Below are 13,679 nucleotides of genomic sequence, written 5' to 3' on the forward strand. Positions count from 1 at the left end.
GATCCCCAGGAGGTGCCGCCGACCGTCATGTAGAGGTTCTGCAGGGTGGCGCCGACCGCCATGTTGTTCTTGTAGAACACGTTGGCGAAGTCGGCGCCGGTCAGCTGCCGGCACTTGTCGTAGCCGGGGCCGCCCCAGGGGTCGAAGGACCCGCCCTGGAACTCCGCCGTGAAGATCGGCTGGTTGGCGGCGCGGTGGTACTGGGAGACGTTCGGCAGGTCGTTCCAGTGCGCGGGGTCGGAGCAGTTGAACCACTGCGGGTAGGAGTCGATGCCGTCGATGTCGACCGCGCCGGTGCCGGTGGCGAAGGCGCCGTTGTGGTTGCCGGTGAAGGGCACGGTGATCCCGTGGCTGCGGGCCGACTGCTCCAGGTGGCTCATGTAGGCCCGGCCGTCGTCACCGTTGTTGTAGTACTCGTTCTCCACCTGGTAGGCGATCACCGAGCCGGTGCCGTTGGTCAGCTGGTGGCGGGCCAGCACCGGGTCGATGTGGCTGGTCCACTCGTCCACGGCGGCCAGGTAGGCCGGATCCGTGCTGCGCGCCTTGCCGGGCAGCGCGGTGACCCAGGCGGGGAAGCCGCCGCCGTCCACCTCGGCGTTGATGTACGGGCCCGGGCGGGCGATCACGTAGACGCCGACCTCGGCGGCGATGTCCAGCAGCTTGTCCACGTCGCGCACGCCGGTGAAGTCGTACACGCCCTGCGCGGGGGAGTGGTAGGCCCAGTCGAAGTAGATGGAGGCGGCGTTGAAGCCGGCCGCCTTCATCTTCTGCAGCTCGTCGCGCCACAGGTCCGGGCTGGGCAGGCGGTGGTAGTGGAACTCGCCGCTCCAGACGTAGGTGCGCCGACCGTCGATGAGGAGGGAGTAGCCGTCGTAGCTCACCGAGTGGGTACCGGTGATCGCGGCCTGGGCGACGGCGGACGGCGGGCTGTCGGCGGCGGCGAGGGCCGGCACGGTGGTGGCGAGCCCGGTCGCGGCGAGCGCCAGCGTGGTGGCGGCGGCGAGCAGGGTGCGCAGGCGGGGTCTCGATGCCCGGGGCGGGTCGGCGGACATGGTGCGGCTCCTGGGAAAGGGGTCGGGCAGGAAAGGAGGTGTGCAGGAAAGGGGTCGGGAAAGGGGTGGGCCGGACGTCGGGTGGCTCGGGCCGGGCGCGGTGGTGGGGCGCGCGCGGCAAGGGTGGGGAATTCTCCCGGCGGCGGAATTCCGCGGAGGAAAAGGGGTGGTCGGCCGGCCGGAAAGCGGACGCTCAGCCGACGAGCGCGCAGCGCGCGTCCTCGGGGCGGTCGGTGCGGGAGCGCTCGACGACCTCGCAGCCCGCCGCCGCGAGCCGCCGCACGGTCGCCCGGGCGAGCCGGTCGTCGAGCGAGAAGACGAAGGGGCCGGGCACCAGGACGACCTGGTACGCACCGGCCCGCACGGCCGCCAGCAGGCCCGCCAGGGCGGGGAGCGGCCCGGTGGAGCGGGCGCCGTTGTCCCGGTAGACCGTCGGCTCGGCGAGCCCCAGCCGGGCGGCGTACGCGGTCAGGTCGAGCTGCAGGTCCAGTTGCCCACTGGGGTCGTACGGGTAGCAGCGCAGGTACATCGCCGTGCTGCGGACCGCGGCGACGTTCTCGGTGCTCATGTTCCGGGCACCCCTCTCGAAAGCGACTGGGCCGGTTCCCGGGTATTCCCGAAGATCCGTGAGGTCAAGTCAAATTCGTCGGATCAGCCCGGTCCAGGGTTCTCGGTACGCATTGCTGCGGCATTTGCCGGAAAGCTCTCGGGGATTTCCGGAAAAGGCCGGTGGCGGCCCGGGGAACGGTAGGGGGAACCGTGGGTAGTGCCGGTAGTGCCGGTGGTGCCGCTCAGGCGTCGATGCGCTCCCAGCCGGGCCGGGTCGGCCGCTCGCCCACCTGCCCGGGCGGCCGGCTGCGGTACACCAGGTACGGGCGGAACAGGTAGAACCAGGGGGCGCTGAACATGTGCACCAGGCGGGTGTAGGGCACCACGGCGATCAGCAGCATGCCGATCACCGCGTGCACCCGGTACGAGGTCGGCACGGCGTCCCAGAGCCCGACCTTCGGGTGCAGGGTGAACAGGCTGCGGGCCCAGGGGGCGATGGTGGCCCGGTAGTCGTAGCCGCGGTGCAGGTTCGAGTTGGTCAGCTTGCTGTACAGGCCGACGCAGATCTCGCCGAACAGCAGCAGGTACATGGCCTTGTCGTTGGCCGTGGTGGCGCGCAGCACGGGCATGTTCCGCCGCCGCCGGTAGAGCAGGGTGGCCAGGCCCACGACGGCCAGCAGCCCGGAGAGGGTGCCGCCGACCAGCGAGAACAGGTGGTAGGCGTGCTCGTCGACGCCGACCGCCGCCGTCCAGGTCGCCGGGACGAACAGGCCGACCAGGTGGCCGGCCAGCACGAACAGGATGCCGTAGTGGAAGGCGGGCGAGGCCCAGTTCAGGATGCGGCGCTCGTAGACCTCGGAGGAGCGGGTGGTCCAGCCGAACTTGTCGTAGCGGTGGCGCCAGACCAGGCCGACCACCAGGGAGAGGAAGGCGAGGTAGGGCAGCGCGCCCCACAGGAAGGTGTCCATGGGTCAGTGGCCTCCGCTGAGCACGGGCAGGTGGGCGAGGTGGCCGTAGGGCTCGCGGCCGACCTCCTCGCGCGGCGGGCCGGACCGGGCCAGCGCCATGGCCTGGGCCCGGTCGGCGGGGCTCGGGCCCGGCAGCGTGGCGCAGACGGCGGCCAGCACGTGGGCGTACGGGGTGCCGGCCTCGGTCAGCGCCAGCCGCAGCAGCTCCAGGGCGGGGCGGTGCTCGCGCAGCAGCGCGTCGTCCCCGGTGGCGGCGCAGAACTCCAGCACCACGGGCAGGAAGTCGGGGAGTTCGGCGGCGGCCAGCCGGAACCCGCGGGCCCGGTAGGCGTCCTGGAAGGCGAGCAGGGCGGTCCCACGCCGCCGGGTGTCCCCATCGGTCCACCAACTCAAGTACAGGCTGTGCCGGTTGGTGAAGTCGAAGACCTCGGTGTAGTGGCCGGCGGACGGCGTGTGGGCGAGGAAGGCGGTCAGCTCCCGGGCGGCGGGGCCGCGCAGCTCGGCCACGGCGGCCCGGACCAGCGCGAGGTCCTGGTCGGGGTCGGGGTAGCCCAGGCAGTGCGCGGCGGCCTGGTGCACGACGGCGGCGGTCACCGGACGTCCTCCTCCCGGTCGGCGGTCTGCCGTTTGCGCAGCGCGTGGAAGGACTCCAGGGTCACCATCGGCAGCGACCGGCGCCCGGAGTTCTCGCCGAACGGCCCGTGCTGGTGCGGGTCGCCCTCCACGTGCGCCACCTCGCACTCGGCGGGCACCGCGGACTCCTCCAGCCGGCGCGCGTCGTCCTGCGCCGCGGTCGGGATCACGTACCGCTCCTCGTACTTGGCGATCGCCAGCAGCCGGTACATGTCCTCGATCTGACGCTCCGTCATCGCGACCGAGGCGGCGACCGCGGGGTCCGGCCGGTCGCCCAGGTTGACGGCCCGCATGTGTGCGCGCATCGCGGCCAGCTTCTCCAGCGCCGCCCGCACCGGCTCCTGGTCGCCCGCGGTGAACAACTCGGCCAGGTACTCCACCGGGATCCGCAGCGCGTCGATCGCGCCGAACAGGTTGCCCGCGTCCTCGCCGTCGAAGCCGGTCTCGGTCAGTGCCTCGACCACCGGGGAGAGCGGCGGGACGTACCAGACCATCGGCAGCGTGCGGAACTCCGGGTGCAGCGGCAGCGCCACCCGGTAGGTGCTGATCAGCGCGTGCACCGGCGAGCGGCGGGCCGCCTCGATCCAGTCCCGGGCCACCCCGTCGCGCTCGGCCGCCTGCCGGACCGCCGGGTCCTCGGGGTCGAGGAAGACCTCCAACTGGGCCTGGTAGAGGTCCTTCTCGTCCTTGACCGAGGCGGCGGCGGTGACCCGGTCGGCGTCGTAGAGCACCACCCCGAGGTAGCGCAGCCGGCCCACGCAGGTCTCCGAGCAGACGGTGGGCAGGCCGACCTCGATCCGCGGGTAGCAGAAGGTGCACTTCTCGGCCTTGCCGGTGCGGTGGTTGAAGTAGATCTTCTTGTACGGGCAGCTGGTGACGCACTGGCGCCAGCCGCGGCACTGGTCCTGGTCGACCAGCACGATCCCGTCCTCCACCCGCTTGTACAGCGCGCCGGACGGGCAGGAGGCCACGCAGGCCGGATTGAGGCAGTGTTCGCAGATCCGCGGCAGGTAGAGCATGAACGCCTGCTCGAACTCGAACTTCACCTTGTCCGCGGCCTGCTGCCGGACCCTGGCCACCATCGGGTCGGCCTCGCCGTGCTCCGGCAGGCCGCCCAGGTTGTCGTCCCAGTTGGCGCTCCACCCGATCTCCATCGGCTCGCCGGTGAGCAGCGAGCGCGGTGCGGCGACCGGGTAGTCGTCGCCCAGCGGGGCGTTGGTCAGGTTCTGGTAGTCGTAGGTCCACGGCTCGTAGTAGTCGCCGATCTCGGGCAGCACCGGATTGGCGAAGATCTCCGCCAGCCGCCGGACCCGGCTGCCCGCGTCCAGGGTGAGCCGGCCGCGCCGGTTCAGGCGCCAACCGCCGCGCCAGCGCCGCTGGTCCTCCCAGCGGCGCGGGTAGCCCTGCCCGGGCCTGGTCTCCACGTTGTTGAACCAGACGTACTCGGTGCCGGAACGGTTGGTCCAGGTCTGCTTGCAGGTCACCGAGCAGGTGTGGCAGCCGATGCACTTGTCCAGGTTCATCACCATGGCCAGTTGGGCCATCACGCGCATGCTTTAGTACTCCACCTTCTGGCTGCGGCGCCGGATCACGGTCACCTCGTCGCGCTGGTTGCCGGTCGGGCCGAGGTAGTTGAAGCCCCACGTCAACTGGGCGTAGCCGCCGACCAGGTGGGTCGGCTTGAGGATCACCCGGGTGAGCGAGTTGTGGATGCCGCCGCGCCGCCCGGACCTCTCCGCCCGGGGCACGTTGACGGTGCGCTCCTGGGCGTGGTGCATGTAGACCGTCCCGGCCGGCATCCGGTGCGAGACCACCGCGCGGGCGACCACGGTCCCGTTGCGGTTCTCGGCCTCGATCCAGTCGTTGTCCCGGACGCCGATCAGCGCCGCGTCCCGGTCGCTCAGCCAGATCAGCTGGCCGCCGCGGGAGAGCGAGAGCATGAACCAGTTGTCCTGGTACTCGGAGTGGATGGACCACTTGTTGTGCGGGGTCAGGTAGCGGACCGTCACCTCGGCCTGCCCGCCCGGCCCGAGCCGGGGCTCGCCGAACAGCCGGTGCATGTCCAGCGGCGGCCGGTACACCGGCAGCGCCTCGCCCAACTCGTGCACCCAGTCGTGGTCCAGGAAGAAGTGCTGGCGGCCGGTCAGGGTGTGCCAGGGCTTGAGGTGCTCGGTGTTGAGCGTGAACGGGGTGTAGCGGCGGCCGCCGGACTCGCTGCCCGACCACTCCGGGCTGGTGATCACCGGGACCGGCGCGGCCTGGGTGTCCCGGTAGGAGACCAGCTTGCCCTCGTGCTCGGCGGCCAGTTGGGCCATCGACTGCCCCGTGCGCCGCTCCAGGGTGTGGAAGCCCTGCACCGCCAGACGGCCGTTGGTGGTGCCGGAGAGCATCAGGACGGCGTCGGCGGCCTTGACCGCCGTGTCCAGCAGCGGACGGCCCTGCGCCGTGGTGCCGTTGCGGGCGGCCAGCGCGGCGACCTCCTGGTCCGGGTGCAGCACGATCCCCTTCACCGGCAGCCCCTGCTGCTCCGCCAGCGGCCCGAGCGCGGCCAACTTCGCGGCCACGGCGGTGTAGTCGCGCTCCACCACGGCCAGCGCCGGCATCGTCCGCCCGGGCACCGGCTCGCACTCGCCGCGCCGCCAGTCCAGCGCCACCCCGCCCGGCTGCGCAGTCTCGGCCGGGGTGTCGTGGCCCAGCGCGGTGGCGACCAGGTCCCGCCGGGTGCCCAGGTGGGTGGCGGCCAACTCGCTGAACCTGGCGGCGATGGCGTGGAACGCGTCGAAGTCGGTCCGGGCCTGCCAGGGCGGATCGATCGCCGGGGTGAAGGAGTGCACGAAGGGGTGCATGTCGGTGGACGAGAGGTCGTGCTTCTCGTACCAGGTCGCGGCCGGCAGCGTGACGTCCGACAGCAGGGTGGAGGAGGTCATCCGGAAGTCCAGCGAGAGCAGCAGGTCGAGCTTGCCCTCGGGGGCCTGCTCGTGCCACCGCACGTCCCGGGGGCGGACCCCCTCGGTGGCCTTGAGGCTGGAGTGGGTCCCGAGCAGGTGCCGGGTGAAGTACTCGGCGCCCTTGGCGGAGGAGCCGAACAGGTTGGAGCGCCACAGGGTCAGCACCCGGGGCCAGTTGGCCTCGGCGTCCGGGTCCTCGCAGGCGAAGCCGAGGGTGCCCGCCCGGAGCGCGGCCACCGCGTCGGCCACCGGGTCGGGGGAGTCGGCCAGGTCCAGCGGATTGCGGTCGAAGGTCGGGTAGGACGGCATCCAGCCCGCCCGGGCGGCCTGCGCCAGGCAGTCCGCGCCGGTCATGTCCGCGAACCGGCCGGTGCCGAGCGGCGAGGCCAGCACCTCGGCCCGGAAGTGGTCGTAGCGCCACTGGTCGGTGTGCAGGAAGAACCAGCCCGTGCCGATCATCTGCCGCGGCGGCCGGGCCCAGTCCAGCGCGCCCGCCAGGGTGGCCCAGCCGGTGAACGGGCGGCACTTCTCCTGGCCCACGTAGTGCGCCCAGCCGCCGCCGTTGCGGCCCTGGCAGCCGGTGAGCTGGAGCAGGGCCAGGAAGGAACGGTAGATGGTCTCCGAGTGGAACCAGTGGTTGGTGCCGGCGCCCATCAGGATCATGCAGCGGCCCCGGGACTTCTCCGCCGTCGCCGCGAACTCCCGGGCGATCCGGGCGCAGGCGGCGGCCGGCACCGAGGTGTGCGCCTGCTGCCAGGCGGGCGTGCCCGGCTGGTCCGCGTCCTCGTAGCCGGCGGGCCAGCTGCCGGGCAGGCCGGGGCGGCCCACCCCGTACTGGGCGAGCAGCAGGTCGAAGACGGTGGTGACCAGCCGCCCGGCCACCCGCATCGCCGGCACCCCGCGCCGCAGCACCTCGCCGCGCCCCTGGCCGTGCTCGCCGCCCTCGGTGTCGAAGCGCGGCAGCAGCACCTCGACGCCCGGGCTCCCGTACGCGGTCAGCGCGGGCTCGATGCCCGCCAGGTCCAGATTCCAGCGGCCCTCGCCCGACCCGGTCCAGCGGAACCCCAGCGACCCGCCGGGCACCGCAGGCTGCCCGGTGGCCGTGTCCAGCACCACGGTCTTCCACTGCGCGCCCTCCCCGGTGTCCCCGAGGTCGGCCGCGCGCAGGAACTTGTCCGGCACCCACGCCCCGTCCCGCTCGGCCAGGGTGACCAGGAACGGCAGGTCGGTGAACCGGCGCACGTAGTCGGTGAAGAACGGCACCTGCCGGTCGACGAAGCACTCCTTGAGCACCACGTGCCCCATGCCGATCGCCAGTGCCGCGTCGGTGCCCGGGTGCGGGTGCAGCCACTCGTCGGCGAACTTGGCGTTGTCGGCGTAGTCCGGCGCCACCACCACGACCTTCTGGCCCCGGTACCGGGCCTCGGCCATCCAGTGCGCGTCCGGCGTGCGGGTCACCGGGACGTTGGACCCCCACATGATCAGGTAGGCCGCGTCCCACCAGTCCCCGGACTCCGGCACGTCCGTCTGGTCGCCGAACACCTGCGGCGAGGCCACCGGCAGGTCCGCGTACCAGTCGTAGAAGGAGAGCATCGGCGCGCCGATCAGCGCGTGGTAGCGGGCCCCGACCGCGTGCGAGACCTGCGACATCGCCGGGATCGGCGAGAAGCCGGCGATCCGGTCCGGGCCCCACTGCTTGATGGTGTGCACCTGGGCGGCCGCGACCAGCTCCACCGCCTCGTCCCAACTCGCGCGCACCAGGCCGCCCTTGCCGCGCGCCTGCTGGTAGCGGCGGCGGCGCTCGGGATCCGCCTGCAGGTCCGCCCAGGCGAGCACCGGGTCGCCGAGCCGCTGCTTGGCCTCGCGGTACAGCTCCAGCAGCACCCCGCGCACGTAGGGGTAGCGGACCCGGGTCGGCGAGTACGTGTACCAGGAGAACGCCGCGCCGCGCGGGCAGCCGCGCGGCTCGTACTCGGGCCGGTCCGGGCCCACCGACGGGTAGTCCGTCGCCTGGGTCTCCCAGGTGATGATGCCGTGCTTGACGTACACCTTCCACCGGCAGGAGCCGGTGCAGTTCACCCCGTGGGTGGAGTGCACCACCTTGTCGTGGCTCCACCGGTCCCGGTAGAACACGTCGCCGGCGCGCCCGCCCGCCACCTCCACCCGGTGCAGGTCGGCCGACGGCTCCCCCCGGTGGAAGAAGCGCCCGGTCCGGAGCAGCAGCGCCCCCGGCTCCGACGTGGGCTGCGGCACCTTCGCCTCCTGACGACGCGTCATCCTGGGCCGCCATCAAATCGGGGCCCGGGCGGCGCGGAGCCGTCGGCTCACCCGGGCGGCACCCGACACCACCCGGGTGGCGGTGCCGTGCCGCCGGCCGGGTGACCGGTCGGCGTCGCGGCCGACGAACGCGGCACGGGGGCGCTGTGATGGTGCGCATGACTGGTTCGCCCGCCACCGCTGCCGCACCGACCGGCTGGTGGGACCGCGTGCCGCCGGCCGCCGGATCGATCGTGATGGCCACCGGGATCGTCTCGGTCGGCCTGCACCTGGTCGGGCGCGACCTGCTCTCCGAGCTCCTGCTCTGGCTCGCCGCCGCCGTCTGGCTGCTGCTGGCCGCGGCCTTCGCGCTCACCTTCGCCCGGGACCGCCCGCACTGGACGGTCAGCGCCGGGACCCCGCCCGCGCTGACCGCCGTGGCGGCCACCACGGTGCTGGGGACCAGGCTCTCGCTGGCCGGGTGGCAGACCGCCGCCGAGGCACTGCTGGCCCTGGCCGCGGTGGCCTGGCCCGGGCTGCTGGTCGCCGTGCTGGAGCACTGGAAGCGGCGGATGCCCGGTGCCGCGTTCCTGGTCTGCGTGGCCACCCAGGGGCTGGCGGTGCTGGCCGGCACATTGGCGCTGGCGCACCAGGGGGACTGGCTGGTCTGGGCGGCGCTGGCGACCTTCCTGCCGGGCCTGGTGCTCTACCTGGCCGCACTGCTGCGGTTCGACCTGCACCAGGTCGAGGAGGGGCACGGGGACCACTGGATCGCGGCCGGGGCACTGGCCATCTCGGCACTGGCCGGGTCCAAGCTGACCGCCTGGCCGCACTGGACCGGCGCCGGGCACACCGCCCTGCGGTGGACCACCCTGGTGCTGCTCGGCCTCGACCTGGCCTGGTACCTGGTGCTGCTCGCCGAGGAGGTCCGGCGGCCCCGGCTCGCCTACGACATCCGGCGCTGGGCCTCGGTCTTCCCGCTCGGCATGACGGCGGTCGCCACCCTCTCCACCGGGACCGCCGCCCACGTCTCCTGGCTGCGCCCGCTCGGCCACGTGCTGCTCTGGATCGCGGTGGGCGCCTGGCTGCTGACGGCCGGCGCGCTCGGGTACGCGACCGCCCGCAGCCGCAGGCAGCAGCCCGACCCGGTCGACGGGCCGGCCGGGCAGCGGTCCTGACGGCGCCCCGCGCGCCGCCGGCTCAGGACACCAGCGGCCCGTCCGCCAGCTCGGTGAGCGTCACGGTGCACAGCCCGCCGCGCTCCGCCTTCACCTCGGTCACCTCCAACTGGGTGCCGGGCAGCAGGATGAACTCCTCCTCCCCGGTGAAGGCCGAGAAGTCCCGGATGCCGGCGGCCCGCTGCGGCAGCACCTGGAACAGCGTCCGCTTCCCCCGGCTGCCCAGGAACGACCGGGCCACGCCGAGCTCGGGCGTGCAGGAGGAGACGCCCCACCAGGTGACGGTGCGTCCCACCGGGTACTGCGCCCGCAGGTCCGTCGCCACCCCGCGCCAGAGCGGCTGCGCCCGGGCGGGCAGGTCGGCGACCGCCGCGAACAGCAGCCGCAGGTACGGGAGGTAGGGCAGCAGCCGGCTCCGGTCCGGGCTGCGCAGCACGGAGTTGATCTCCCGGTAGAAGGCCGACTCGCAGGTGTACAGGTGGAGCGCGGCGATCGCGTCCGCCGACGGTCCGCGCTCGACCCGGTCCGCCCGCCGCTTGCCGAACTCCTGGGCCAGGTCCACGTGCCGCGCCAGCCCCGGCAACAGCGCGGCCACCGGTCCGATCGCCGTGCGGAAGTCCTGCAGCGGGGTCTCGAACACCCCGGTGATCGGGGGCAGGACCAGCCCCTCGTCCTTCACCCCGGCCAGGCGGTCCAGGTAGAGCTGGTGCAGCTCCATCGTGGAGGTGATGAAGGCGCCCATCCGGTCGGCCAGCTCACCGTCCCGGCCGGCCGCGGCGGCGTTCCAGCCGGTGCTCGGCAGCCAGTCGACCTCGCCGCCGCCCACCGAGGCGATCGCCTCGTTCACCTCCCGGAAGTGGTCGCCGTCGCAGAACAGGTCGCCCTGCGCCGCCGGGTTGGCGTGGTCCAGGTGGCGGACCTCGACCTCCGGGTACTTCTGCTGCAGCCGCTGCACCACCTTCTTCAGGCCGCGGGCGTGCGCGCCCCACCAGGCGAAGACGACGCCGCGGTCCTCCTCGCCGGCCTGCTGCTTGGCCCGCAGGATCTCCTCCACGATCCGTTCGATGACCGGGCGCCAGAAGTCGGTGTGGGTCTCGGTCGGCAGCGCCCCGTCGCTGTTGGCGGTCAGCGCGGCGTTGAGCAGCAGCACGCCCTGGGTGAGCATGGCCTGGAACCACTCCGGCGGCTGCACGGTGTCGTGCTCCTTGAGCAGCTTGCGCAGGTCGCCCACCGGGGTCTTCTTCGGGATGCCGTACTTCCACATGGCCGCGGCCTTGATCAGGCAGCGGATGCTGACCACCCGGCCGAACTGGCTGTCCTGCCAGTCGTGGAAGGTGTTGTCGAACATCGCGATGCCGGTCGCGCTCTCCGGGCGCGGGTACGGGTTCTGCCCGAAGACCACCACCTTCCACTTGTGCGGCGGGTGCGGCTTGAGCGCCTGGAAGGTGAGTTCGCGCACCGGGACGACCGCCGGCCCGCGCTCCGGGCCGATCAGCCAGGAGGCCGCGCGGTCCGCCTCGATGACCGGCTTGAGCAGCGGCAGCCACGGCTCGCCGCCCCCGGCGAACAGCTCGGTCAGGGCCAGGGGGTCGTTCGGGTCCGGGGTGGTGTCGGCAGTGGTCACGGTGGTGGGCTCCGGTGCGTCGGGTCGTTGACGGGACGTCACAGGGATACCGGACACGGACGACAACGCCGCCCCGAGGGTCTGTCAGTCGGGCCCGCTAGCTTCCTGGCAACGCAGGAACGAGGGGCGGAGGACCACCATGGACCGTCAGCGGCAGAGCACCCTCAAGGTCGTGCTGACCGACCTCAACAGTGCGGTGGTCACGGCCTGGCGGGCGGCGTTCGCGGACACGCCCGGGGTCGAGGTCCGCCGGGGCTCGCTGCTGGACCGGCAGGTCGACGCGTGGGTCAGCCCGACCAACGCGCGCGGCCGGATGGACGGCGGGACGGACGCCGCGATCAAGCGCCACCTCGGCGCCGGCATCCAGCTGCGGGTGCAGCGGGAGATCCGGGACCGCTTCGCGGGGACGCTGCCGGTGGGCAGCGCGGTCTGCGTGCCGTCCGGCGCGACCGTCCCGAAGTACCTGATCTCGGCGCCGACCATGACCGGCTCCGCCCAGGACGTCAGCGAGACCCTCAACGTGGCGCTGGCCTGCGCCGCCGCCTTCCAGGCGGTGCACCGGCAGAACCGGCTCGCGCCCGGCAGCATCACCTCGGTGGCGCTGGTGGGCATGGGCGCGCAGACCGGCCGGGTGCCGGCGCAGGTGTGCGCGAACCTGATGTGGAGCGGGTACACGCTCTTCCAGGAGCACGCCTTCGAGGACGACGACGAACTGCGCCGCACGGTGCTGGCGCAGCTCCACGACCTCGACTCCGCGCCGGCCGACCGGCGGGTCCGGATCGCCCCGCCCGCCCGGCGCTGACCGGCCGTCAGCCCGCCGACCGGTGGCCGGACCGGCCGTCAGGCGGTCATGGTGACCTTGTTCAGACCGCGCGGCCGGTCCGGGTCCAGCCCCAGGCGGCGGGCGGTGGCCAGGGCCAGCTGCTGCGCGCGGACCACGGCCGGCACGCACTCGGCGAGCGTGCCGGTGGCGGGCCAGGGGAGGTCCGCGCCCGGGGCGGTGCCGGCCACCAGGACGGGGGCGCCGCGGTCCCGGAGCGCGTCGCCCACGGCCACGGTGTCCGGGTCGGCCGGGCCGGAGCCGGCCAGCAGCAGGGCCGGGGCGGCGGGGCCGCAGTCCGCGATCGGACCGTGCCGGAAATCGGCGGTGGAGAAGCCGTGCGCCATCAGCCCGGTGGTCTCCTGGAGCTTCAACGCGCCCTCCAGGGCCGCCGGGTAGCAGGCCCCGCGCCCGACCACGGCCAGCCGGTCGGCGGCGGCCAGCAGGGGCGCGGCGTGGCGGGCGGGCTCCGGGTCGTCCAGCACCTGCGCCACCGCCGCCGGCAGGCCCAGGAGCTGACTCTGCGTCAGTCCGCTGCCCGGCAGCCCCGAGGCGATCGCCAGCACGGCAAGCAGTTGCGCCGTCACCGTCTTGGTGGCCGGCACCGCCAGCTCCGGGCCCGCCTCCAGCGCGATCGACAGGTGCGCGGCCGCGGCGAGGTCGGAGCCGGCGTCGTTGGTCACCGCGATCACCCGGGCGCCCGCCGCCGCGTACCGCCGGGCCAGGTCCACGATCTCCGGGGTCCGCCCGGACTGGGAGAGCGCCACCAGCAGCCAGTTGGCGAAGCCCTTGGGCTCGCGCCGGTACGCGGTGGTCAGGCTCGGCGCGACCAGGCAGGTGGGCAGGCCGGTGTAGAGCTCGACCGCGTACCGGCCGAGCAGCGCCGCGTGGTCGGAGGAGCCGCGGGCCAGGAAGGCCACCCCGAACGGTGCCGCGCCCTCGGTCAGCGCCGCGACCTGCGCGGTCAACTCCGGCCAGCGGTGGACGAGTCCGGCCAGCACCGCGGGCTGCTGGGCCATCTCGGCGTGCATCCGGGCGCCGAGGGCGGCGGCGAGGGGCGAGGGGGTCATCGGCGGGCTCCGAGGTGGTCGGCGGGCTGCGGCGGGCCGGACAGCTCGCGCAGGCTGTCCAGGGCGAGGGCGATCGCGCCGTGCAGGGCGGCGTCCTGCCGGAAGTGGGCGACCCGCAGGTCGGGCGGGAAGGGCGTGGCGCCGGCGATCCGGCGCTCCAGCTCGGGCAGGATCACCTCGGCCGCGGCCATCAGGCCCGCGCCGACCACGATCCGCGAGGGGTCGAGCAGGGTGCAGAGGTTGGCGAGCGCCGTCGCCAGCACGTCGAGCGTGCGGTCGGCCAGGCGTCGCGCCGCCGGCTCGGGGCTGCGGAACAGGGCGGCGGCGCCGACGGGTCCGCCGAGCAGCTCGGCGGCCTGCTCGGCGAGCGCCCGGCCGCCGACCAGCTCCTCGAACGGGGCGTGCCCGCGGGCGACCGCGTCGACCGGGGCGCCGCCCGGATTGAGGTAGCCGATCTCGCCGGCCGCGTGGTGCGCGCCGGCCAGCACCCGCCCGCCCACCGTGACGGCGGCGGCCACCCCGGTGCCCAGGTTGACGTACAGGCCCGGGTCCGCGTCGCGCAGCGCGCCGCGGCGCAGTTC

General features: G+C 73.7%; 11 protein-coding genes. 2 read left to right on the forward strand and 9 right to left on the reverse strand.

From position 1 onward, the window contains the following. The 6 genes from ACFW1A_RS29620 to ACFW1A_RS29645 form a co-directional block, all read right to left on the reverse strand. The coding region (locus ACFW1A_RS29620; protein WP_380414038.1) for a beta-galactosidase at positions 1–1,052 on the reverse strand (1,052 nt) is incomplete at its 3' end. Positions 1,053–1,245: 193 nt separating this feature from the next. Further along, positions 1,246–1,620: a hypothetical protein gene (locus tag ACFW1A_RS29625; RefSeq protein ID WP_380414040.1), complete on the reverse strand. Its 375-nt coding sequence runs from the start codon at positions 1,618–1,620 to the stop codon at positions 1,246–1,248. Between the two features lie 223 nt (positions 1,621–1,843). Further along, positions 1,844–2,569: a respiratory nitrate reductase subunit gamma gene (gene narI / locus ACFW1A_RS29630; RefSeq protein ID WP_380414042.1), complete on the reverse strand. Its 726-nt coding sequence runs from the start codon at positions 2,567–2,569 to the stop codon at positions 1,844–1,846. A 3-nt stretch (positions 2,570–2,572) separates the two neighbouring features. Next, positions 2,573–3,163 carry a nitrate reductase molybdenum cofactor assembly chaperone gene (gene narJ / locus ACFW1A_RS29635; protein WP_380414044.1) on the reverse strand — a complete coding sequence of 197 codons (591 nt, stop codon included), beginning with the start codon at positions 3,161–3,163 and terminating at the stop codon, positions 2,573–2,575. Then, the gene (gene narH, locus ACFW1A_RS29640; protein ID WP_380414047.1) at positions 3,160–4,755 is read right to left on the reverse strand and encodes a nitrate reductase subunit beta; all 1,596 of its coding nucleotides are present in this window, start codon (positions 4,753–4,755) and stop codon (positions 3,160–3,162) included. The genes narJ and narH overlap by 4 nt, the downstream gene beginning before the upstream one ends. A gap of 3 nt (positions 4,756–4,758) precedes the next feature. Then, positions 4,759–8,427 carry a nitrate reductase subunit alpha gene (locus ACFW1A_RS29645; RefSeq protein ID WP_380414049.1) on the reverse strand — a complete coding sequence of 1,223 codons (3,669 nt, stop codon included), beginning with the start codon at positions 8,425–8,427 and terminating at the stop codon, positions 4,759–4,761. Positions 8,428–8,585: 158 nt separating this feature from the next. Between ACFW1A_RS29645 and ACFW1A_RS29650 the strand changes: the two genes are divergently transcribed. After that, entirely contained in the window at positions 8,586–9,584 is a 999-nt protein-coding gene (locus ACFW1A_RS29650) for a tellurite resistance/C4-dicarboxylate transporter family protein (protein WP_380414051.1), read from the forward strand. A 22-nt stretch (positions 9,585–9,606) separates the two neighbouring features. Here ACFW1A_RS29650 and ACFW1A_RS29655 read toward each other — a convergent pair whose 3' ends face one another. Next, positions 9,607–11,208: an ADP-ribosyltransferase domain-containing protein gene (locus ACFW1A_RS29655; protein WP_380414053.1), complete on the reverse strand. Its 1,602-nt coding sequence runs from the start codon at positions 11,206–11,208 to the stop codon at positions 9,607–9,609. A 139-nt stretch (positions 11,209–11,347) separates the two neighbouring features. Between ACFW1A_RS29655 and ACFW1A_RS29660 the strand changes: the two genes are divergently transcribed. Next, positions 11,348–12,010, forward strand: coding sequence for a macro domain-containing protein (locus tag ACFW1A_RS29660; protein ID WP_380414056.1), 663 nt, complete (start codon positions 11,348–11,350; stop codon positions 12,008–12,010). A 38-nt stretch (positions 12,011–12,048) separates the two neighbouring features. Here ACFW1A_RS29660 and ACFW1A_RS29665 read toward each other — a convergent pair whose 3' ends face one another. Then, a complete protein-coding gene (locus ACFW1A_RS29665; RefSeq protein WP_380414058.1) occupies positions 12,049–13,098 on the reverse strand; it encodes an SIS domain-containing protein in 1,050 nt (349 codons plus the stop codon). Further along, positions 13,095–13,679 (reverse strand): ROK family protein (locus ACFW1A_RS29670; protein WP_380414060.1); only part of this gene is annotated, 585 nt, incomplete at its 5' end. The genes ACFW1A_RS29665 and ACFW1A_RS29670, both read right to left, overlap by 4 nt.

Source organism: Kitasatospora sp. NPDC058965 (assembly GCF_042741245.1).
GTDB lineage: Bacteria > Actinomycetota > Actinomycetes > Streptomycetales > Streptomycetaceae > Kitasatospora.